Consider the following 21,984-nt stretch of genomic DNA (forward strand, 5'->3'; position numbering starts at 1 on the left):
AGTTTAATCTTCTAAATATTTAATTACTTTATCAATTGCACCTTCGTTTTGTTTAACAAATTTAAAGTTGTTGTTTCCAATCGTTTTTCGGTAAGTATCATCCTTAATAAAACGGTTTAAAGTTATTGTTAACTCTTCGTTGTTTGTAACAGAAATAACACCTTTATTTGCAATCATATCAAAAGCTTCAGGAAATTTACTATAGTTTTTCCCAATTATAATTGGTACTCCAAACACAGCAGGCTCTAAAATATTATGCAATCCAGTGGTTCCCATTGCACCTCCAACATAAGCAATATCAGCATAGCTGTAAATTTTACTTAGCAATCCAATAGTATCAATAATTATAACCTCAAATTGGTTTAAATTTTGGTTTTCTTTTTCAGAAAACAAAATAGTTTTTTTAGTTAAACTTGATTTTAAATGATCTATTTGTTTGGGCTTTATGTTATGTGGTGCAATAATAAATTTAACAGGAATCTCTTCGTATTTGTTTATAAAATCCACTAAGATAGCATCGTCTTCTGGCCAAGAACTACCAACAACTACAGATAATGTATTGTCTTTAAATTCATTTATAAAATCTAAAGTATTATCTGTTTTTAACTGGTTTAAAACACGATCAAATCTTGTGTCGCCAGAAACTGTTACATTAGTGTAACCAATGGTTTTAAGTAATGTTTTTGAAGCTTCGTTTTGTGTAAAAATATGATCAAAAGCAAATAATGCCTTTTTAGTTTGGCTTCCATACCATTTAAAAAAAGATTGGTCTAATCTAAACGCAGCCGAAATTAATATAGCTTTCAAACCTTTAGCTTTAACTTCATTTAAATAATTTGGCCAAATTTCATATTTAACAAAAACAGTAAGCTCTGGATTTAAAAGATTTATAAATCGTTTCGCATTTTCTTTAGTGTCTAAAGGTAGATAAACAACAACATCTGCAAATGGTGCATTTTTTCTGATTTCATAACCAGAAGGAGAAAAAAAAGAGAGCACAATTTTATGCTTAGGATATGCAGTTCTTAATTGGTTAAAAATAGGTAAACCTTGCTCATATTCGCCTAAAGATGCACAATGAAACCATAACGTTTTATCCGTTTTTAAGATAGTGTTATTTAGTTTGTCAAATGTTTCATTACGACCTAAAACACCAAGTTTAAGCTTGCTATTAAACAAGCTTAAAACGTTTAAACTCCATGACGCTAAATGTATAGCGATGTTATAAATTAGTTTCACTAAATCTGTTTTTGCTAAAATAAACAATTCATTGGTTAGCGTTTGGTAATTTTGTAAATTTGATAAATATAATCTTAACAGATTTTCTTAAATCTAGAAATCACACCTAATTGTAGATGAAAAAAATTCAAATGGTTGATCTTAAAGGTCAATATGCAGCAATAAAAGAAACAGTAGATACTACTATACAAGAAATTATTGATAACGCAAGTTTTGTAAATGGACCAAAAGTCCATGAGTTTCAAAAAAATCTGGAAGATTATTTAGGCGTAAAACATGTTATACCATGTGCCAATGGTACAGATGCTTTGCAAATAGCAATGATGGGATTAGGTTTAGAGCAAGGAGACGAGGTGATTACAGCAGATTTTACCTTTGCTGCAACTGTAGAGGTTATTGCATTATTAAAACTAACACCAGTATTGGTAGATGTTAATCCAGACGATTTTAATATAGATATAGAAGCACTTAAAAAAGCCATAACACCAAAAACAAAAGCAATCGTTCCAGTTCATTTGTTTGGGCAATGTGCCAATATGGAAGCTATTATGGAGATAGCTAAAGAGCATAATTTATATGTTATAGAAGACAATGCGCAAGGTATTGGAGCAACTTACACATATAGTGATGGTAAAAAAGCCAAGTCTGGAACTATAGGTCATGTAGCATCAACTTCCTTTTTTCCATCTAAAAATTTAGGATGCTATGGAGATGGAGGAGCAATTTTTACCAACGATGACGATTTAGCACATATCATAAGAGGAATCGTAAATCACGGAATGTACAAACGTTACCATCATGATGTAGTTGGTGTAAACTCGCGTTTAGATTCTATTCAAGCAGCAGTATTAAATGCTAAATTACCTTTGTTAGATAGTTACAATAAAGCAAGACGTGAAGCAGCAAGAAAATATAACGAAGCATTTAAAGGTGTCCAAAAAATAACAATACCAAAAACAATAAATGGTTGCGAAGGTGTTTGTGATACATGTGACTGTCACGTGTTTCATCAATATACATTAAAGGTTAAAAATGTGGATAGAGACGCATTAGCAAAGCACCTAAACGATAACGGAATCCCATGTGGAGTTTATTACCCAATCCCATTACACGCTCAAAAAGCATATAAAGATGCACGCTACAACGAAGCAGATTTTACAATTACAAATCAACTAGTTAAAGAAGTGATTTCTTTACCAATGCATACAGAGTTGGATGACCAGCAAATCAATTTTATAACAAAAACAGTAAAAGAATTTATAGCAAATAATTAGTGCGTTACCACAAGGGTCGCGCTTTCCGCTTAAATCTTTTTTTGCCATATATGGCAGCAAAAAAAGGATAACGCTTCAATCCCTAACGCAAATAAAAACAATCGATGAAAATATTAGTCACAGGAGGATTAGGTTTTATAGGGTCACATACAGTTGTCGAGCTTCAAAACAAAGGATATGAAGTAGTAATCATTGATGATTTATCAAATTCTTCAATAGATGTATTAGATGGTATAGTATCAATAACTGGTAAAACACCTGTTTTTGAAAAGCTAGATTTAAAAAATAAACCAGATATTCAAGCTTTTTTTAAAAAGCATCAAGATATAAAAGGGGTTATACATTTTGCAGCAAGTAAAGCAGTTGGGGAGAGTGTAAGTAACCCATTAAAATATTACGAAAACAATATTGGGACCTTGGTATATATTCTGCAAGAATTAACAAAATTAGATGTTTCTAATTTTATTTTTAGCTCTTCTTGTACAGTTTATGGACAAGCAGATAAAATGCCAATATCAGAATCTGCACCAGTAAAACAAGCAGAATCACCTTACGGAAACACAAAAAAAATAGGAGAAGATATTATTAAAGATATCTGTAAGGTTAATCCAAAAGTAAACAGTATTGCTCTGCGTTATTTTAACCCAATTGGTGCACATCCATCTTCAAACATTGGAGAGTTGCCAATTGGTGTACCTCAAAACCTGATACCATATATTATGCAAACAGGAGCAGGAATAAGAGAGCAGTTATCAGTGTATGGAGACGATTATCCAACAGAAGATGGAACATGTATTAGAGACTATATTCATGTTGTAGATTTAGCCAAAGCACATGTTATAGCTTTGCAACGTTTACTAGACAATAAAAACAAAGACAACTTTGAAGTTTTTAATTTAGGGACAGGTAAAGGAAGTTCTGTGCTAGAAGTTATAAAAGCGTTTGAAAAAGTATCTAATAAAAAACTAAACTATAAAATCGTTGGCAGACGTCCAGGAGATATAATTTCGGCATACGCAGAAACAACAAAAGCTAATACAGATTTAGGTTGGAAAGCAGAGTCATCTCTTGAAGACGCCATGTTATCTGCTTGGAATTGGCAACAAAAATTACAGTAAAATTAAAACATAAAAAAAGCCTCGATTTTATCGAGGCTTTTTTATATAAGTTAAAAAGTTTATGCTTTTTTAGTTTTGAAACTACCAACAATTAAGCAACCCATTCCAACCATAACAGAGACATCTGCTAAGTTGAAAATTCCTGTTCTAAACATACCACCTAAATCTATGTGTAAAAAATCGGTTACAGAACCATAAACAACCCTGTCATATACATTTGCAACTCCACCACCAATTATACAACAAAACCCAACTAAGGTCATTGTATTCATAGTTTTGTCAATTATTATATGTCTTAAAACTAAAGCTAAAACAATAATAGGTAAAACTAATAATAGTAAAATACGTAACGTAGGACTAAAGTCGCTTCCCATACCTAAAAAGGCACCTTTGTTCTCTACATTATGAAGTGTAAAATACTGACCAAAAATTTCGGTTTCTGTACCAGCAATAACATCAGCTCTAACAATAAATTTAGAGACTTGATCCAATATAATGTTAAGTAAAATTAATCCAGTAATTAATATGTTTCTACTACTCATCACCTTTAGTTTCAAAGGTTGCAGATGCTGTTTGAGCTTCTCTATCTATTTTTCTAACTAAACCTTGTAATACTTTTCCTGGACCAACTTCAGTAAATAAAGTGGCTCCATCTTTAATCATTTGTTGTACAGATTGTGTCCAACGTACAGGAGCAGTTAATTGAGATATTAAATTCGCTTTTATCTCGTCTTCATCAGTAATTGCTGTTGCAGTTACGTTTTGATAAATTGGGCAATTAGGTTTGCTAAATGTTGTGTTTTCAATAGCTGCTGCAAGTTCTTCTCTAGCTGGTTCCATCATTGGCGAGTGGAATGCTCCTCCAACTGGAAGTATTAATGCACGTCGTGCTCCAGCGTCTTTCATAGCTTCGCATGCACGCTCAATAGCATCAACCTCTCCAGAAATTACTAATTGTCCAGGACAATTATAATTTGCGGCTACAACAACACCCTCTATTTTATTACAAATGTCTTCTACAACTTGGTCTTCTAAACCTAATACTGCAGCCATAGTACTTGGTTGTAATTCGCAAGCTTTTTGCATGGCTTGTGCACGTTGAGATACTAATTTTAATCCATCCTCAAAGCTTAATGCTCCAGCAGTTACTAAAGCCGAAAATTCTCCTAAACTATGTCCTGCAACCATTTCTGGTTTAAAACTATCACCTAAAGTCTTTGCTAAAATTACTGAGTGTAAAAAGATAGCAGGTTGTGTTACTTTAGTTTCTTTTAACTGCTCAGCAGTACCTTCAAACATAATGTCTGTGATGTTGAAACCTAAAATTTCATTGGCATCTTCAAATAAATGTTGTGCTTCTGGTGAGTTTTCGTATAAGTCTAAACCCATTCCTGAGAACTTAGCACCTTGACCTGGAAATATATATGCTTTCATTGATTTTTTATTTAAGTGGCAAAAATAAGGATATTTTTTTTAGTTATAATTAGTCTGTATTCTTGACTTTATTTTCTTAAATATTCCCTGTTGCAGCTTCTGCACAACGTTCTCCATCCATTGCAGCACTAATAATTCCTCCAGCATAACCACCACCTTCTCCACAAGGGTATAAATTTGTAATTTCTGGATGTGCTAAAGTATCTGTTCTTGGTATGCTAACAGGAGATGACGTGCGTGATTCTACACCAATAATATTAGCTTCTTCGGTATAATAACCTTTCATTTTATCTCCAAAAGCTTTAAAGCCTTTACGTAAAGAAGCACCAATTAATTTAGGAAACAAACTATGTAAAGGAGCACTTTTTAAACCAGGTTGGTAAGACGTTTCGTTTAAGCTATTGGATAAGTGTCCTTCTACAAAATCTGTCATACGTTGTGCTGGTGCAACTTGACTACGTCCTCCAGCTGTAAAGGCTAGTTTTTCTAAATCTTTTTGAAACTGTAAAGCTTTTAAAGCTCCAAAATGTTCGTATTTTTTAAGATCGCGATCTGCATTAATCTCGACTACTATCCCAGAGTTTGCAAATTTGTTGTTACGTCTAGAAGGAGACATTCCGTTTACTACAACTTCTCCATTAGCAGTTGCAGCTGGTACAATAAATCCACCTGGACACATACAAAAACTATATACACCACGTCCATTAACTTGCTTTACTAAACTGTACGACGCAGCAGGTAAAATTTCTGGTCTTGGACCTTGACAATGGTATTGAATAGAATCTATGATATGTTGTGGATGTTCTGCTCTAACTCCCATTGCAAAGGATTTAGCTTTAATTGCAATATTTTTATTGTGTAATAAATTAAAAATATCTCTTGCAGAATGACCTGTTGCAAGTATAACTTTATCTGTTGCTAGTTCGTCTCCATTTTGAAGTTGTATAGCTTTAATAGTATTGTTTTGTATTGTAAAATCCGTTACACGAGTATTAAAATGAACTTCTCCACCATATTTTATAATATTCTCTCTAATATTCTGAACCACTTTTGGTAGCTTATTGGTCCCAATGTGTGGATGCGCATCGACCAGAATTTGGTCTGTTGCGCCATGAAATACAAGATTTTCGAAAATACGTCTAACATCACCACGTTTTAAACTACGTGTATATAATTTACCATCACTATAGGTTCCTGCTCCACCTTCTCCAAAGCAATAGTTAGAATCTTCGTTTACAAAATGATCTTGATTTATGGCTTTTAAATCGCGACGTCTGTCTTTTACATTGGCACCACGTTCTAAAACTATAGGTTTAAAACCTAACTCAATACAACGTAGAGCTGCCCACATTCCTGCTGGTCCAAAACCTATAATATGGATGGGTTTTGCTTTAGATACGTCTTGATAATTAAAGGTGTAATCTGAGGTTTCTGGAACAGGTTCGTTTATAAAAACCGAAACTTTATAGTTGAAAATTATTTTAGGTTTTCTGGCATCAATAGACTTACGTAAGACTTTTATACTAGAAATTGTATCACGAGAAATGGATAGCCATTCTGCAGATTTTTTTAATAAAATATCTGGAATTTCTTCTTCTTTTAAAGAAACACGAAGTTGGATGTCTTTTACCATGTTAATGAATTGTGAAAGGTCTATATATTAAACCTATACTAAGCTCTGTGGCTCCTAAGTTTTGAAGTTCATCTAAAAATCTTGAATAACTTAAATCTATTTTTAAGTCCAAGTCGAAATCTTTAATCCATAAAAATTTTATTGTTGAGCCAATACCTAAACCAATACTATTAAAGCTTTTATAGTCAAATCCTGATTCATTGTTTGGATTTAAGACTCTACTGTTGTAAGATGTATAAATCCCTTTCAAATAAGCTGTCGTTGGGTTTTCTTTTTTAGATAAACTATAATTATGTTTGATATATTTTAATTCTAAGTAACTAGCTGGAAAATCTAATTTATAGTCTTCATAATCTACAGTTTTATTAAAATTAGAAAGCCCAAATGAAAACTCAATATTTCTTGATAATAAGAAATTCATATATATCTTTCGTACTCCAATTATTGTACTAAATAAATCAGGGTCTTCTTTTGATTTATTGTCTTGAATAAGTACAAAACTATTATCTACATTTACACTAAAAGGTAAAAAAGTTTTTTTTGAATGTGTAATTTTATTTTCTTGGCTGATATAGTCTAATTTATCTTTTGAATAAACATAATAATCTTTAGAAAATTCATTTTCAAAATTTGAATTTAATACTAGTAAAGAATTTATTAATCTAGGGGAATTGATTATTTTTACTATTGAAGTGTCATTTTTTTTGAAAACTTTATTCTTAAGTTTTTCTTCTGAAATAATTATGTCATTTTCATTTATTGAGTCTTTATTTATTCTAAATATACCAGACATTTTGGTTTTAATTCCTTTTTTGAATTTAAAGATAGTTAAGAAGTTATTGGATTGAACAATATTTGATGAGAACTCAATCTTTTTAGGTTTAGGTTTGGTCTTTATATTTAGAATAATTTCGTTTGATTTTGTAATACCATCATGTACGCTGAACCCTAACTTATATTCATTTATTTCATCTAAATTTATTGTTTGCTTAACCGCATTTTTAATTAAATTTAATTTTTTTGTAGTTTGTATTTTTTGAAATGGAGGTGTAACATTCCTCCAAATATACCTTAAATTTTCAGTTTCAAAATCTCCAGATGTAGAGCCATCAATTTCGAAATCAGTGTTAATGGGTATAGTAATTGAGTCAACAGGTTTTAATTTTTCACCCAAAAAGTATAACTCTGCAATTGGTGGGCTATTAGAATCACTAAATAATTTTTGAATAGAATTTTTTAAAATTTGCTTATAATTTGAATCTTTAGGGTTTATAAAAACATCTTCTGTGATTATCAATTCTTTTATAGGTTGAGAATTAACAAAATCGTTATTAGTTTTACGAGTTTTAGAAAGTTGAAATTGGAATTCAACTAACTCAACTAAAGTTATTGTTTTGACTCTTAGAAAGTATTCATATTCGATTATACTTTGTTTTATATTCTCTCTTAATTTTTTATCTTCTTCGGTATATTCACTTTTATTTTTATCTAAAGCGGTTGAGTAAGATTCTAATAGGTCTTGAACTTTATCATTAAAATTATTTTCAGAGAATAATCTGTTTAAAACATTTACACTTTTAAAAAGTTTTTTCTCATTGTTGTTTTTTAATTCTTTTAATGTACTTTCAATAAATAATTGCAGATAGCCTTCACCTTCATAATAAGTCATTATTGAGCTTTCTTCTATCTTGTTTTGAGAAAAACAAAAAGAACTTAATAATACTAGTAAGAGAAATATGTTTTTTTTCATATACAATCTAAAATGGCGTTTTCAAATTGCTGCATATTGAGTTTAACAATTTGATTTATCTTATCGTTGATTATTTTGTTTATTTTAGATTTAGTATTGATGGGTATTTCATCAATTATTAAGTCATTAAATTCATGACATATGTTATCATTAAAATATAAAATAACATAACCACCTCGATATTGATAGTTATTAGAGTTTTCGTTATACCTCCTTAAGTTATTACTATGCGATAATTTAAAAGTGTTTTTGGCATCTACATTTATTTTTACAAGTTTTTTCTTCCTTATTTGAGTTAATAATTCTGAACTCCCTAAAAAATAATATCCACTTACATCTTTCTCAACTTTATTTAAAGTTGTATTGTTATTATTTTGTGTACCAATTATAATCCCATTATTGGTTTGAGCTTCTTGTTTATTGATGGTCACATTATTTTCTTCAGCTTCAGAGCCATCAAAAATAACTTCTTTAGTTTCCTTTACTGGCTCGTTACTTTCACAAGAATTATTGATTAAAGCTACAGATATCAAAGAAAAAGCTGAGATAAGTGCTAGATAGATTGCATTTTTTCTATTTAAATAACCTTCTTTTTTCATTATTAAATATTTTATTTTCTCTCATAAGTCAAAAAAGAAAACTCAAACTCATGATTATCATCTATTTTATTAAAGATGTTAGACGTTTCTTTCCAAATAGAAGAGTCTACTTCTGGGAAAAATGTATCTGCATCAAAAGTAGCATGTACACGTGTTAATTCTATTTTTGAAGCATAAGGCATTGCTAATTTATATATTTCTCCACCACCAATTATAAATGGTTGCGTGTCTTTATTACTAACAGAGATAGCTTCTTCTAAACTATTTACAACTATAACACCTTCTGGAGCTTTGTAATGGGCTTGTCTAGAAATTACAACATGTGTACGGTTTGGTAAAGGCTTTGGGAAGCTCTCAAAAGTCTTGCGACCCATAATTATATGATGACCAGAAGTTAAGGCTTTAAAGCGTTTTAAGTCGTCACGTAAATGCCAAATAAGATCATTGTTTTTTCCAATCTCGTTGTTTTCTCCAGCTGCAACAATCATGGTTAGATTGTTTACAATTTTACTTGTTTTTGCTTGAAAGACTTCGCTTTCTGCAATATTAAGATCTTCTTTTTCTATTTTATGCTTTAGTTTTTCAATGCGTACTTGTTGCTTATTGACCAATTTCTCTAATTGCTGTTCCTCCCAATCTTTACCCATAAATTTTGTGGTAACAAATACTGTAAACACATGATATAAAAAGAAAAACAGCCATCCCATAATGGCAAATACAAACCAATTGATGCCAAAAAACTTGGTGTCTTTACCTATACCTAAAATAGTATTTGCTATTATTAAAAGTACAGCACCAATTAAGAATACTACAAAGTGAGCATACAAGCGTTTTTTTTGTTTTATTCTGCGTTGTGCATTTTTTATAAGCTCTAACTGCTCTTTATCTATTTGAGGTACTTCTTTTTTCTTTAATCCAAACATATTTATAATTTGATATATGTAAAGTTACTATTATTTTATAAGATTTTTGTTTTTGATTTTTTTAACGAAAACGATATAATTTGATTTTCAGATGTTTAGCTTTTTTATTTGTGTTATTAATAATGATAATTTAAAGGTTTGTTTTTAACAAAAACAATATTTTTAACCTTTAATTTTATTAATCTCATAAAAGTTTAAAATTAGTTATTTTTTATATTGATGAGTGAAAAAATCTTGTCTAATTTTGAATTATTAAATTACTAATATTATGGCAATTAAGAAACAATTTTTAAAAAGTAAACCAGTTTGTAAAGTGACTTTTACTGTACCTGCACAAGATGCAAAAAAAGTAGCAGTTGCAGGAAATTGGAATAACTGGAATACTAAAGCAGAACCATTAAAAAAATTAAAAAACGGAACCTTTAAAGGAACTGTTAATCTTGAAGCTGGTCAAGCTTATGAGTTTAAATATGTAGTTGATGGCGAGTGGCAAAATGAAGCAGAAGCTGATGCTTATGCTTGGAGCGACTATGCTGCAACAGACAATAGCGTAATTAATTTATAAATTAAAAAAGGAGCATTTTAAAATGCTCCTTTTTTATGTGGTTATTCTTCTAAAGCTTTAAGTCTCTTTTTTTGAGCTTTCTTCCACGCTTTTTCTTTTTTCTTCTTTTGTTTTTCTAAAGCCTTTTTTTCTTTTTTAGTTAAAGGTTTTTTTGGGGTAAGTTGTTCTGGTGTTGAGTTATCTTCGACAATAAATGTTATTGGTAGTGCAAAATTAACCTTAACAGGTTTCCCTCTTTGTATTCCAGAGGCATGCATTTTTGGAATTAAATTAATAACTCTTTTAGCTTCTTCTTGTAATTTAGGGTGTGGTGCTCTAGTTTTAATGTTTATAATGTTTCCATCTTTGTCAATTGTAAACATTGCTATTATCCTTACACGACCAGCATCTAAGCCTAAATCATTTGCAAGGTCTGTATTAAATTTTTTTGCAACATGTTTTGAAACAGAATTACTAAAACAATTTTTTAAATCTTTATTAGTTTTAAATTTTTGACAACCTTCATAAACTGGTACTTTTTCGATTATTGAGAAAGGTACAATTGGGTCTTCTTCAAGTTCTTCAACTTCTTCAACAATTATATCGTCATTGGTTTGACTAAAAGATAATTGTGCAAATAGAATAACTATAGCAAATAATAATGTTTTTTTCATTTTAATGTCTTTGTTTGCGTTTAAGTCTTTTACGCTCTCTTTTTTGAGCTGCAGTTTCTTCTATGCTAAAGGTTATGGGTAGGCTATAAGGTACAGTAGCTGGTTTGCCACGTTGCATTCCTGGAGCATCAAGATCAGGAATTAAAGAAATGACTCTAATGGCTTCTTTTTCAAGTGCTGGATGAGGTGCTCTAGCTTTTATACTGGTTACTTTTCCTTCTTTATTAATTTTAAAAAAGACATATATTTTTTTTATTCCTGGACTTAAATCTAGACTACTAGCTAGATTTCCATTAAAATGACTACTAACATGCTTTGAAACTTTAGCACTCATACATTTTTTTGCAATTTCATTACTTAAAATTGCAGGACACCCTTTATATCTTGGTACATTTTCTATTATTGAATAAGGGACTTCTTCTGGTTGGTAGTCTTTAATAGATACTAAGGTGTTGTTTTTTCTATCGACTTGAAAACCAAACATCGAGTTTTTATAATCTGCAACTCCATTATTATATTGGTCTAAAACTGGACCGACTTTTGGGAATTTAGTGATTAAATAATCTAGTTGATTTTTAGTGCTATCTGCAGAGCTTGAAAACCCAGAATGTTTTTTGATGATTGCACCTTTTTCGTCAAAATACAATCGACTATAAATCTTAATAGTATCTTTTTTAGAGTATTTAATAATTTTTTGAGTGATTTCTTTTGTTAAAGAAGAGTCAATAAATTGAAGCAAATTTGTCTCGTAACATTTTGCTAGGTCTTCTGCGTTTTCACAACCAGGAAACACAACATGTTCTCTATTATAAGTTGCTTTTTTTTGACCATAACTAAAACTAGTAACTAAAAATAATAGTGTTAATATGTATTTCATTTGATAAGAATTAAACTGCAACTGCACCTTTAATATGTGGATGTGGATTATAGTTTTCTAATGTAAAATCTTCGAATTTAAAATCGAAAATGTCCTTTACATTAGGATTGATTTTCATTGTTGGTAAAGGTCTTGGTTCTCTAGATAATTGTAATTCTAATTGCTCAATATGATTACTATAAATATGAGCGTCTCCAAAAGTGTGAATAAAATCACCAGCCTCGTAACCACATACTTGTGCCATCATCATAGTAAATAATGCATAAGAGGCTATATTAAATGGTACACCTAAAAAGGTGTCTGCACTACGTTGGTATAGTTGACACGATAATTTACCATCTGCTACATAAAACTGAAAAAAGGCATGACAAGGTGGTAATGCTGCTTTACCATTAGCTACATTCTCACTAAAGCTTTTAGAATTATCAGGTAATACTGATGGGTTCCAAGCAGATACTAACATACGTCTACTATCTGGATTGTTTTTTAAGCTGTGGATGACATCTTTAATTTGGTCTATCTCATCGCTATTCCAATTTCTCCATTGGTGTCCATAAACTGGTCCTAAATCCCCATTTTCATCAGCCCAACTATTCCATATTTTTACTCCATTTTCTGTTAGGTAGTCAATATTTGTATCTCCTTTTAAAAACCAAAGTAGTTCGTAAATAATGGATTTTAAATGTAGTTTTTTAGTAGTAACCATCGGGAAACCTTCACTTAAATCAAAACGCATTTGGTAACCAAAAACGCTTTTGGTTCCTGTTCCAGTTCTGTCTTGTTTAGTGTTTCCTTGTTCTAATATGTGTTTAACTAGATCGTGATATTGCTTCATAATATTTCCTGCGTAGGCAGGAATCTTTTAATTAATAATGACTTTTTTGCGAATAAAATAAATAAATCCACAACAACGAATTTAAAAAGAAAGCTCTAAAACGTAATGTTTTAGAGCTTTAAATATATTAAAAGTTATTAACTATCAAAGTATAAGATTTCCTGTCTTCACAGGAATTTGATTACCCAATAATCATTCCTGCAATTGTTGCAGAGATTAATGACGCAATTGTACCTCCAAGTAATGCTTTCATCCCGAATTTAGATAACGTTTTACGTTGTCCTGGAGCTAAAGATCCAATACCTCCAATTTGAATACCTATAGATGCAAAGTTGGCAAAACCACATAACATATAAGTTGCCATGATTATTGATTTTTCGTAAGTTAAATGCGTTGCATTAGCTACATTTTTAAGGTCTGCTAATTGAATATATCCAACAAACTCACTTGCAGCTAATTTAATCCCTAATAATTGTCCCATTAACGCCATATCTGCTTGCGCAACACCTATTAACCACATTAAAGGAGCAAAAATATAACCTAATATTAACTCTAATGACAATGTAGTATAGCTTGTATTTAAAGCAATCCAATCGTTTAAATTAGTAACATCTCCAACCCATCCTAAAATTCCGTTTAGCATTGCAATAAAAGCAACAAATACTAAAAGCATTGCACCAACATTAACTGCTAGTTTTAATCCTTCTGTTGTACCATTTGCTATAGCGTCTAGAATATTTGACCCAATTTTGTCTTGTGATACTGCTACATCTGTATTTACTTCTTCTGTTTGTGGATATAATATTTTTGAAATTACAATTGCACCAGGAGCTGCCATTACAGAAGCTGCTAAAAGGTGTTTTGCATAAAACAATCTTAAAGCTTCGTCTTCTCCTCCTAAAAACCCAATGTAAGCTGCTAATACTGCTCCAGCTACTGTTGCCATACCACCAATCATGACTAAAAGCATTTCTGATTTTGTCATTTTTTCTAAATAAGCTTTTATTAAAAGTGGCGCTTCAGTTTGTCCTAAAAAGATGTTTCCCGCAACACTTAAACTTTCTGCTCCTGATATTTTTAATGCTTTAGTTAGTAACCAAGCCATAGCTTTTACTATTTTTTGGATAATCCCTAAATAGAATAATAGCGAAGTTAAAGCAGAAAAGAAAATAATAGTTGGTAATACTTGAAAGGCGAAAATAAATCCAAACGTATCCATGTCTACAACTAATCCTTCAAATAAAAATTTACTTCCAGCTCTTGTAAAATCAAGAACACTAATAAATAAACTTCCAACAAACTCGAATGCAACTTTTATAAATTCAACTTTTAAAACACCAATTGCTATGATTAGCTGAAAAATTAATCCAATAACAACAATTTTCCAATCAATAGCTTTGCGATTACTACTAAATAAAAATGAAATAAAGATTAATGCAACCATACCTAAAACACCTCTCCAAAGACTACTTATAGAAAACCCTTGACTTGGAATGATTTTGTTAGCTTCAGAAACCGCTACTTGGTCTGCTGTTTTTTCTTTAATTTTAAATGAATACACAGATTGTTTTTCCTTGAAAACTAAAGTAGAATCTGTTAATGTTTCAATTTTTAAGCGTTTTGTTACATCTGATGGATTATCATAATAAAAAACTAAAACGTTATTTTGAAATATATAATCTCCAGATTGATTATTATGAGAAAAGGATCCTTTATTAAAAGATAAAACATCTTTTTGATTTAGGTTTAATCTTGTTGAATCAGACTGTGTTTGACTTGCTTCTAATTGCCATTCTTTTTCAATGTTTTGAGCAAAACCAGAAGTTAAACTCATTAAAATAGCAATAATAGCAAGTGTGTAGTTTTTCATTGTTCTGGGATTAACGTTTAGAAATTTCGTCTCTAATTTTTGCTGCTTTTTCATAATCTTCATTAGTAACAGCTTCGTCTAAAAGGTTATGTAATTCTTCTATAGTATTAGATTTATAACCTTCATCTGTAGTTTCTAACTCAAACTCTTCGTTAATAATATCGTCTACTAATATATTATCTGGATCATTCTCTAATGTTGGATCTACCTTAAGATAGATTCCCGCTTTGTCTAAAATGTTTTTATAAGTAAATATTGGAGCTTGAAAACGTAATGCTAAAGCAATTGCATCACTAGTTCTAGCATCAATAATTTCTTCAATTTTATCGCGTTCGCAAATTAATGATGAGTAAAACACACCATCAACTAACTTATGAATGATAACTTGTTTGACAACAATATCAAATCGATCAGCAAAATTTTTGAATAAATCGTGGGTTAAAGGTCGTGGTGGTCTTATTTCTTTTTCTAAAGCAATAGCAATAGATTGTGCTTCAAAAGCACCAATGACTATAGGTAGTTTACGGTCACCATCCACTTCGTTTAAAATAAGTGCATAAGCACCATTTTGTGTTTGGCTGTAGGATATACCTTTAATATTTAATCGGACTAAACTCATAGTATTTAAAAAACAAAGAACTGCTTAAATTAGGACTTTACCAAACTACACTAGGCAGTTTTTGTACATAATTTAAACAGTCCTTTGTTAATAGAACTTAAATTTATAAAAAATTATGCGTTTGCTGCTTTAAACGCTTTTAATTTTTCTATTAATTGTGGGATAACTTCAAAAGCATCTCCAACAACACCATAATCTGCTGCTTTAAAGAAAGGCGCTTCTGGATCTGTATTAACTACAACTTTTATTTTAGAGGCATTAATACCAGCTAAATGTTGTATTGCTCCAGAAATACCTATTGCAATATATAAGTTAGATGCTACAGGTTTTCCTGTTTGTCCAACGTGTTCGTCATGTGGTCTCCAACCTAAGTCAGATACTGGTTTAGAACATGCTGTAGCTGCACCTAAAACATCTGCTAACTCTTCAATCATTCCCCAATTTTCAGGACCTTTTAATCCACGTCCTGCAGATACAACTATTTCTGCATCTGCAATAGTAACTTTATCTGTTGCTTTATCAACAGATTGTACAGTAACGCCATTTTCTGGTAGGTTAGGAGAGAAGTCTTCTGCAGTAGCACTTCCACTAGCTTCTACTAATCCAAATGAGTTATTAGAAACACCAACTATTTTAACATCAGTATCTATAGTTGTTAAGTTAAATGCTTTGTTTGTAAACGCAGTACGTTTTACTGTAAATGGAGAAGTAGAAGTTGGAGCTTCCATTACATTGGATGCGTATCCTGCTTCTAAACCTACAGATAATATTGGAGCTAAATATTTGCTGTCAGCACTTTGACTAACAATAACAACTTTAGCACCTTCGTTTTTTGCTGCTTGAGCAATTGCAGATGCATAAGATTTTGCACTAAAGTTATCTAATGCATTATTTGATATTGTTAATACTTTATCGACACCATATTGTCCTAATTCTGAAACATCATTAGCATTAATTGCTACAGCAGTTACAGTTGTTCCCATTTGGGTTGCAACTGCTTTTGCGTATGATGCTACTTCAAAAGCTGTTTTTTTGAAGCTTCCATTTTCTGATTCTGTATATACTAAAACTGACATATATTTTGTTTTTGTTTGTCATTCCTGCGAAAGCAGGAATCTATTTTTAATTAATTTGTGGATTCCTGCCTAGGCAGGAATGACAGGATTAAATAACTTTAGCTTCGTTATGAAGTAAGTTTATTAACTCGTCTAAATTATCTGGAGCAACTAAAGTTACAGCACCTTTTGGAGCTGGTTTCTCAAACTTAACAGAAGACGTTTCTACAGAAGCACCTGTTGGTTCCAGAACATTTAAAGGTTTTTTACGAGCCATCATAATTCCTCTCATGTTTGGGATACGTAAATCACTTTCTTGCACTAATCCTTTTTGTCCACCAATAACTAATGGTAAAGTTGTAGCTACAGTTTCTTTTCCACCATCAATTTCTCTAGAGGCTGTAGCATTATTACCATCAACTTCTAAGTTTATACAGTTAGTTACAAAATTAGCTCCTAATAGTTCTGCTAACATACCTGGAACCATTCCACCATTATAGTCAATAGACTCACGTCCAGCAATAATTAAATCATAAGCACCATCTTTAGCGACCTTTGCTAGCTCTTTAGCGACTTGATAACCGTCTTTAGCTTCAGTGTTAATTCTAATTGCAGTATCTGCACCAATTGCTAAAGCTTTACGTAATGTAGACTCCGTTTCTGGACCTCCTACATTTATAACATCTACAGATGCACTTTGTTTTTCTTTAAACCACATTGCTCTTGTTAAACCAAATTCATCATTAGGATTAATTACAAATTGTACACCATTGGTGTCAAATTTTGCGTCTCCATCTGTAAAATTAATTTTTGAAGTAGTGTCTGGTACGTGACTAATACACACTAAAATTTTCATATTTATTCTGTTTTTTTAATTTATTTTTTTTAAACAAAACCAACTATAACGTTGTAGTAGAGCTGAATTTTGTGTAAATTTTATTCAATTTTAAGCTTTAAAAACGCGCTTAAATATTGTGGTTACGAAGATAATTATTTTATTTCGAATATTTACTATGCATGCATAGTAAATTTTAAATAATTCTTTAGTTAAAAGTTTTTGTTTATTGTTATTTTTGCTTTTCAAATTATTACATAGATGAAGACAATTCAATTTAGAGAAGCTATTTGTGAAGCCATGAGCGAAGAAATGCGCAGAGATGAGAGCATTTTTTTAATGGGTGAAGAAGTTGCAGAATATAATGGTGCTTATAAAGCATCAAAAGGTATGTTAGACGAGTTTGGTGCAAAGCGTGTTATCGATACTCCAATTGCAGAGCTTGGTTTTGCTGGTATTGCTATAGGATCTACAATGACTGGAACTAGACCAATTGTAGAGTATATGACGTTTAACTTTTCATTAGTTGGTATTGATCAAATTATAAATAATGCTGCAAAAATTAGACAAATGTCTGGTGGACAATTTAATTGCCCAATAGTATTTAGAGGTCCTACTGCAAGTGCAGGACAATTAGCAGCAACACACAGTCAAGCTTTTGAAAACTGGTTTGCAAACACACCAGGATTAAAAGTAGTTGTACCATCAAATGTTTATGATGCTAAAGGATTATTAAAATCTGCAATTAGAGATAACGATCCAGTTATTTTTATGGAAAGCGAGCAAATGTATGGTGATAAAGGTGAAGTGCCAGAAGGAGAATATACAATCCCATTAGGTGTTGCCGAAATTAAAAGAGAAGGTACAGATGTAACTATTGTATCTTTTGGAAAGATTATTAAAGAAGCCTACATCGCAGCAGATCAATTAGCAGAAGAAGGAATTTCTTGTGAGATTATAGATTTACGTACTGTACGTCCAATGGATAGAAAAGCAATTGTAGATTCTGTAAAGAAAACAAATAGATTAGTTGTTTTAGAAGAGGCTTGGCCTTTTGGAAACGTTGCTACAGAAATAACATATTTAATACAAAGTGAAGCATTTGATTATTTAGATGCTCCAATAGTAAAAATAAATACAGCAGATACACCTGCACCTTACTCTCCAGTATTATTAGCAGAGTGGTTACCAGACCATAAAGATGTTATAAAGGCTGTTAAAAAGGTAATGTATAAATAAAAAAACAGTAATTTTGATTTATCAAAAGCTTCATTAGCATGATTGTTGATGAAGTTTTTTTGTTTTAATAAGTTAATATGAAACTTCCATAACTAACTCTTAATATTTTAAGGGAACGACTAAATATGGAAGTACCATGTGACCAATAAAAAAAACAATAAAATAGACACATGAATAATAAGTTTTTTTGCCTCTTTTCAATACTATTCTTCGCAAGTTTTTTTGCTTTTTCACAAACTAAAGTTAGTGGATATGTTTATGACGAGTTTGATCAGCCTATATCCTACGCAAATGTAGTGTTTAAAGGATCCTCTATTGGAGTTATTACCAATGAAGAAGGGCGTTTTTACATGGAAGATGATGATACTTGGGAGACTATAGTTATCTCGTTTATTAGCTTTCAAACACAAGAAATTGTATTGGATAATAAAGTAAATTACGATCTTAAAATTATTTTAAAAGAAGAAATTGCCGCTTTGGATGAGGTAGTTCTTGTGTCAGGAAAGCAACCTAAAAAAAATAACCTAGCAATTGCTATACTTAGAAAAATATGGGAAAATAAACGTACTAACGGATTAAAAAAACACAAACAATACCAATACGATAAGTATGAAAAAGTAGAGTTTGATCTTAATACTGTAGACAGTTCTTTAATGGAAAGTAAGCTGTTTAAAGGTATGGAGTTTGTTTTTGATCAAGTAGATACCTCTAAAGTTACCGGAAAAACGTACTTGCCAATATTTATTAACGAGTCTTCAAGCGAAATCTATGGAGATAATGTTGCAAACCTTAAACGTGACATTTTAAAAGGAAACAAAAACTCTGGATTTAGTAACAATCAAGTTATTATAGATTTTGTTGACGATTTATATTCAGATTATGACATCTATGATAACTATTTAAAATTTTTCGATAAAAGTTTTACTAGCCCAATTTCAAGAACTGGAATCCAAACGTATAACTACGTTTTAGCAGATAGTAGTTATATAGATAATAAATGGTGTTATAACATTATTTATTACCCAAGACGTAAAAATGAGTTGACCTTTAAAGGAGACTTTTGGGTTGCAGATACCACGTTTGCTATTAAAGAAATTAATCTACAAGCGTCAAAAAGTGCCAATATAAACTGGGTAAAAGAAATTTATATCGAGCAAGAATTTGAAGTACTAAACGACTCTGTGTTTTTAATAAAGCGAGATTATTTTATGAGTGATTTTGCTTTGAATAAAAAAGAAAAATCAAAAGGAATCTACGGAAAACGTACCACTTTATACGATAATTACAAGTTTGACATAGAAAAAGACCCTAAGTTTTACAAAGAAAAAGTCTATAGTTTTGATGAAGATATTTATAACCAAGACGATAGTTTTTGGGATCAAAACCGTATGGAAACCTTAAGTAAAGATGAAAAAGGGGTTTACGTTATGTTAGACTCTTTAAAAAGTACTAAAAAATTCAAAAAACTCTATAATTTAGGAAGTATTTTGGCTTCTGGTTATGTGGAGTTTCCTAGTATTAATTTTGATTATGGACCTATATTTTCAACCTTTGGTTTTAATGCAGTAGAAGGGTTACGTTTACGTGCTGGAGGACGTACTTACTTTGGTCAAAATGATTTATGGCGTTTAGAAGGGTTTACCGCTTATGGTTTTAAAGACGATAAATTTAAATACGGTATTTCTGGAAAATGGTTAATGGACAAACGTAGTCGATTAATTATTTCTGGAGGAAATAGAAGAGATGTCGAGCAGATTGGAGCCAGTTTGACCACAAGTACAGATGTTTTAGGTCGTAGTTTAGCATCTTCTTCTGTAGTTGGTACAGGTACAAACGATAAATTAACCAGTGTTAATTTAACAACATTGGCTATTGAGGCTGAGCCATTACGTAATTTAGTCACACGCTTAAGCGGAACTTACAGAACGCTAGAATCTGCGTCACCAACCTTTAGTTTAGACTATTACACAGATGCAACACAAACCACAACACAATCCGAAATAAAACAATACGAAACCGCGTTTTCAATGTCCTTTTTTCCAAAAAGAGAAATGACAGGTTTTGGGGTAGAGCGTCGTACAAAAAACGATGATTTTGCTCGCTTGTTTGCACAAGTAACCGTTGGAGACAAAAGTGTTTTAAATAGTGATTTTGATTACACAAAACTACAATTTTCATACACACAACCTTGGGCTTTAGGTGCTTTTGGACGTTTGTATACCACAATAGAAGCTGGTAAAACTTTTGGAGAAGTACCATTAGGATTACTAAGTGTTGTGCCTGGAAACCAAAGTTACTTTTCTATTTATAACACCTTTTCAAACTTAGATTTTTACGAGTTTGTAACCGATGAGTATGCCACATTACACATAGAGCATAACTTTAATGGACGTTTATTCTCGCGTATTCCTTTCCTTAAAAAATATAATTTAAGAGCTATTGTTGGAGCAAGAGGTGTTATTGGAGATATCTCTCAGGACAACAGAGACATTAACGCGTCAGGTTTATTATACAGAGCACCAAGCAAAGAAGCGTATTACGAGTATAGCGTTGGTGTAGGTAATATCTTTAAAGTTTTTAGAATTGACTTTAATTTTAGAGGTAACTACCTTAACCCAATAACCAATCCAGATGCTAGAAAATTTGGTATTACTGGTAGTTTTGGGTTTTATTTTTAGGAGGCTCGTTTAACGTATAGATAAGGAGAGTTTTCAATTCTCTTTATCGAATGTTAAACGAAGTTAGTTGATTTTTTTGACAAAGTCAAATAGCATTTTGTAATGTAACATCTACTATTAGTATAAAAAAGCAAATATTCTTCCATGCTAATTTATATCAATTATTGATTAAGAAACAAGAATAGTTTCTCTTGTCAAAATATAAATAATCGCTTACTTTTGTAATACACACTTATAAGTAAAACATTAAACATGGCAAAAGAAGAATTAACATTTGATGTATTAATAGAAATACCAAAAGGAAGCAGAAATAAGTACGAATATGACTTTGATTTAAAAAAGATTAGATTTGATCGTATGTTATTTTCTTCAATGATGTATCCAGGTGATTATGGTTTTGTACCAGAAACCTTAGCATTGGATAGTGATCCATTAGATGTTTTAGTTTTAGGTCATCAACCAACATATCCAATGGTAGTCATGGAAGTTAGACCAATTGGTGTCTTCCATATGACAGATGAAAAAGGACCAGATGAAAAAATTATTTGTGTACCAATGTCTGATCCAATTTGGAGTAACAATAAAGATATAAGCGATTTAAATCCACATAGATTAAAAGAGATAGAACATTTCTTTAAAGTGTATAAAGATTTAGAAAAGAAAAAAGTTGATACTGGTGGATGGGGAAATGCAGAAGAAGCAGTAGAAATTTATCATGAATGTGTAAAACGTTACAATGAAAGTGAACACAAACAGAAAAACACGTTTACAATTTAAATTGTAAAATA

The 21,984-nt window shown here is 31.1% G+C and carries 20 protein-coding genes; 6 read left to right on the top strand and 14 right to left on the bottom strand.

Going from position 1 to position 21,984, the window contains the following annotated elements:
* Positions 1–3: 3 nt before the first annotated feature.
* Entirely contained in the window at positions 4–1,239 is a 1,236-nt protein-coding gene (locus tag SJY17_RS07100) for a 3-deoxy-D-manno-octulosonic acid transferase (RefSeq protein WP_397364805.1), read from the bottom strand.
* A gap of 116 nt (positions 1,240–1,355) precedes the next feature.
* On the opposite strand from SJY17_RS07100, the gene SJY17_RS07105 reads away from it, so the two are divergent.
* Both SJY17_RS07105 and galE read left to right on the top strand, forming a co-directional pair.
* Positions 1,356–2,513, top strand: a complete 1,158-nt coding sequence (locus SJY17_RS07105) for a DegT/DnrJ/EryC1/StrS family aminotransferase (protein ID WP_397364806.1) — start codon at positions 1,356–1,358, stop codon at positions 2,511–2,513.
* Between the two features lie 104 nt (positions 2,514–2,617).
* Complete coding sequence (gene galE, locus SJY17_RS07110) at positions 2,618–3,631, top strand: UDP-glucose 4-epimerase GalE (RefSeq protein ID WP_397364807.1); 1,014 nt, start codon at positions 2,618–2,620, stop codon at positions 3,629–3,631.
* 59 nt (positions 3,632–3,690) lie between these two features.
* Here galE and lspA read toward each other — a convergent pair whose 3' ends face one another.
* The 6 genes from lspA to SJY17_RS07140 form a co-directional block, all read right to left on the bottom strand.
* Positions 3,691–4,173 carry a signal peptidase II gene (lspA, locus tag SJY17_RS07115; RefSeq protein ID WP_397364808.1) on the bottom strand — a complete coding sequence of 161 codons (483 nt, stop codon included), beginning with the start codon at positions 4,171–4,173 and terminating at the stop codon, positions 3,691–3,693.
* Entirely contained in the window at positions 4,166–5,065 is a 900-nt protein-coding gene (gene fabD / locus SJY17_RS07120) for an ACP S-malonyltransferase (protein ID WP_397364809.1), read from the bottom strand. Before fabD ends, lspA begins: the two co-directional genes overlap by 8 nt.
* A gap of 76 nt (positions 5,066–5,141) precedes the next feature.
* Positions 5,142–6,698, bottom strand: a complete 1,557-nt coding sequence (locus SJY17_RS07125; protein ID WP_397364810.1) for an NAD(P)/FAD-dependent oxidoreductase — start codon at positions 6,696–6,698, stop codon at positions 5,142–5,144.
* A 1-nt stretch (position 6,699) separates the two neighbouring features.
* Complete coding sequence (locus tag SJY17_RS07130; protein ID WP_397364811.1) at positions 6,700–8,448, bottom strand: hypothetical protein; 1,749 nt, start codon at positions 8,446–8,448, stop codon at positions 6,700–6,702.
* Positions 8,445–9,047 carry a hypothetical protein gene (locus SJY17_RS07135; protein ID WP_397364812.1) on the bottom strand — a complete coding sequence of 201 codons (603 nt, stop codon included), beginning with the start codon at positions 9,045–9,047 and terminating at the stop codon, positions 8,445–8,447. The genes SJY17_RS07130 and SJY17_RS07135 overlap by 4 nt, the downstream gene beginning before the upstream one ends.
* 11 nt (positions 9,048–9,058) lie before the next feature.
* A complete protein-coding gene (locus tag SJY17_RS07140) occupies positions 9,059–9,970 on the bottom strand; it encodes a dihydrofolate reductase (protein WP_397364813.1) in 912 nt (303 codons plus the stop codon).
* Positions 9,971–10,238: 268 nt separating this feature from the next.
* On the opposite strand from SJY17_RS07140, the gene SJY17_RS07145 reads away from it, so the two are divergent.
* A complete protein-coding gene (locus SJY17_RS07145) occupies positions 10,239–10,535 on the top strand; it encodes an isoamylase early set domain-containing protein (protein WP_397364814.1) in 297 nt (98 codons plus the stop codon).
* A 41-nt stretch (positions 10,536–10,576) separates the two neighbouring features.
* Here the strand turns inward: SJY17_RS07145 and SJY17_RS07150 are convergent, their stop codons facing one another.
* The 7 genes from SJY17_RS07150 to SJY17_RS07180 all read right to left on the bottom strand — a co-directional run bounded on the left by SJY17_RS07150 (position 10,577) and on the right by SJY17_RS07180 (position 17,300).
* Positions 10,577–11,188 carry an energy transducer TonB gene (locus SJY17_RS07150; RefSeq protein WP_397364815.1) on the bottom strand — a complete coding sequence of 204 codons (612 nt, stop codon included), beginning with the start codon at positions 11,186–11,188 and terminating at the stop codon, positions 10,577–10,579.
* A gap of 1 nt (position 11,189) precedes the next feature.
* On the bottom strand, positions 11,190–12,065 hold the full coding sequence (locus SJY17_RS07155; protein WP_397364816.1) for an energy transducer TonB: 876 nt from the start codon (positions 12,063–12,065) through the stop codon (positions 11,190–11,192).
* A 10-nt stretch (positions 12,066–12,075) separates the two neighbouring features.
* Complete coding sequence (locus tag SJY17_RS07160; RefSeq protein ID WP_397364817.1) at positions 12,076–12,900, bottom strand: thymidylate synthase; 825 nt, start codon at positions 12,898–12,900, stop codon at positions 12,076–12,078.
* A 181-nt stretch (positions 12,901–13,081) separates the two neighbouring features.
* Entirely contained in the window at positions 13,082–14,770 is a 1,689-nt protein-coding gene (locus tag SJY17_RS07165; RefSeq protein ID WP_397364818.1) for a nucleoside transporter C-terminal domain-containing protein, read from the bottom strand.
* 10 nt (positions 14,771–14,780) lie between these two features.
* Entirely contained in the window at positions 14,781–15,389 is a 609-nt protein-coding gene (locus tag SJY17_RS07170; RefSeq protein WP_397364819.1) for a bifunctional nuclease domain-containing protein, read from the bottom strand.
* Positions 15,390–15,502: 113 nt separating this feature from the next.
* Positions 15,503–16,465 carry an electron transfer flavoprotein subunit alpha/FixB family protein gene (locus tag SJY17_RS07175; protein ID WP_397364820.1) on the bottom strand — a complete coding sequence of 321 codons (963 nt, stop codon included), beginning with the start codon at positions 16,463–16,465 and terminating at the stop codon, positions 15,503–15,505.
* Between the two features lie 88 nt (positions 16,466–16,553).
* A complete protein-coding gene (locus SJY17_RS07180) occupies positions 16,554–17,300 on the bottom strand; it encodes an electron transfer flavoprotein subunit beta/FixA family protein (protein WP_397364821.1) in 747 nt (248 codons plus the stop codon).
* Positions 17,301–17,540: 240 nt separating this feature from the next.
* On the opposite strand from SJY17_RS07180, the gene SJY17_RS07185 reads away from it, so the two are divergent.
* The 3 genes from SJY17_RS07185 (at position 17,541) to SJY17_RS07195 (ending at position 21,973) form a co-directional block, all read left to right on the top strand.
* Entirely contained in the window at positions 17,541–18,518 is a 978-nt protein-coding gene (locus SJY17_RS07185; RefSeq protein WP_397364822.1) for a pyruvate dehydrogenase complex E1 component subunit beta, read from the top strand.
* Between the two features lie 170 nt (positions 18,519–18,688).
* On the top strand, positions 18,689–21,196 hold the full coding sequence (locus SJY17_RS07190) for a DUF5686 family protein (RefSeq protein WP_397364823.1): 2,508 nt from the start codon (positions 18,689–18,691) through the stop codon (positions 21,194–21,196).
* Positions 21,197–21,448: 252 nt separating this feature from the next.
* Positions 21,449–21,973, top strand: a complete 525-nt coding sequence (locus SJY17_RS07195; protein ID WP_397364824.1) for an inorganic diphosphatase — start codon at positions 21,449–21,451, stop codon at positions 21,971–21,973.
* The last annotated feature ends 11 nt before the right edge of the window (positions 21,974–21,984 follow it).

Source organism: Olleya sp. R77988 (genome assembly GCF_044594215.1).
In the GTDB taxonomy this organism is placed as follows: domain Bacteria; phylum Bacteroidota; class Bacteroidia; order Flavobacteriales; family Flavobacteriaceae; genus Olleya.

Coding starts and splice junctions, on each gene's coding strand:
- SJY17_RS07150 (WP_397364815.1), bottom strand. CDS start 11,188: ATGAAAAAAACATTATTATTTGCTATAGTTATTCTATTTGCACAATTA.
- SJY17_RS07165 (WP_397364818.1), bottom strand. CDS start 14,770: ATGAAAAACTACACACTTGCTATTATTGCTATTTTAATGAGTTTAACT.
- SJY17_RS07195 (WP_397364824.1), top strand. CDS start 21,449: ATGGCAAAAGAAGAATTAACATTTGATGTATTAATAGAAATACCAAAA.
- galE (WP_397364807.1), top strand. CDS start 2,618: ATGAAAATATTAGTCACAGGAGGATTAGGTTTTATAGGGTCACATACA.
- SJY17_RS07160 (WP_397364817.1), bottom strand. CDS start 12,900: ATGAAGCAATATCACGATCTAGTTAAACACATATTAGAACAAGGAAAC.
- SJY17_RS07130 (WP_397364811.1), bottom strand. CDS start 8,448: ATGAAAAAAAACATATTTCTCTTACTAGTATTATTAAGTTCTTTTTGT.
- SJY17_RS07180 (WP_397364821.1), bottom strand. CDS start 17,300: ATGAAAATTTTAGTGTGTATTAGTCACGTACCAGACACTACTTCAAAA.
- fabD (WP_397364809.1), bottom strand. CDS start 5,065: ATGAAAGCATATATATTTCCAGGTCAAGGTGCTAAGTTCTCAGGAATG.
- SJY17_RS07155 (WP_397364816.1), bottom strand. CDS start 12,065: ATGAAATACATATTAACACTATTATTTTTAGTTACTAGTTTTAGTTAT.
- SJY17_RS07145 (WP_397364814.1), top strand. CDS start 10,239: ATGGCAATTAAGAAACAATTTTTAAAAAGTAAACCAGTTTGTAAAGTG.
- SJY17_RS07190 (WP_397364823.1), top strand. CDS start 18,689: ATGAATAATAAGTTTTTTTGCCTCTTTTCAATACTATTCTTCGCAAGT.
- SJY17_RS07185 (WP_397364822.1), top strand. CDS start 17,541: ATGAAGACAATTCAATTTAGAGAAGCTATTTGTGAAGCCATGAGCGAA.
- SJY17_RS07170 (WP_397364819.1), bottom strand. CDS start 15,389: ATGAGTTTAGTCCGATTAAATATTAAAGGTATATCCTACAGCCAAACA.
- SJY17_RS07140 (WP_397364813.1), bottom strand. CDS start 9,970: ATGTTTGGATTAAAGAAAAAAGAAGTACCTCAAATAGATAAAGAGCAG.
- lspA (WP_397364808.1), bottom strand. CDS start 4,173: ATGAGTAGTAGAAACATATTAATTACTGGATTAATTTTACTTAACATT.
- SJY17_RS07105 (WP_397364806.1), top strand. CDS start 1,356: ATGAAAAAAATTCAAATGGTTGATCTTAAAGGTCAATATGCAGCAATA.
- SJY17_RS07135 (WP_397364812.1), bottom strand. CDS start 9,047: ATGAAAAAAGAAGGTTATTTAAATAGAAAAAATGCAATCTATCTAGCA.
- SJY17_RS07125 (WP_397364810.1), bottom strand. CDS start 6,698: ATGGTAAAAGACATCCAACTTCGTGTTTCTTTAAAAGAAGAAGAAATT.
- SJY17_RS07175 (WP_397364820.1), bottom strand. CDS start 16,465: ATGTCAGTTTTAGTATATACAGAATCAGAAAATGGAAGCTTCAAAAAA.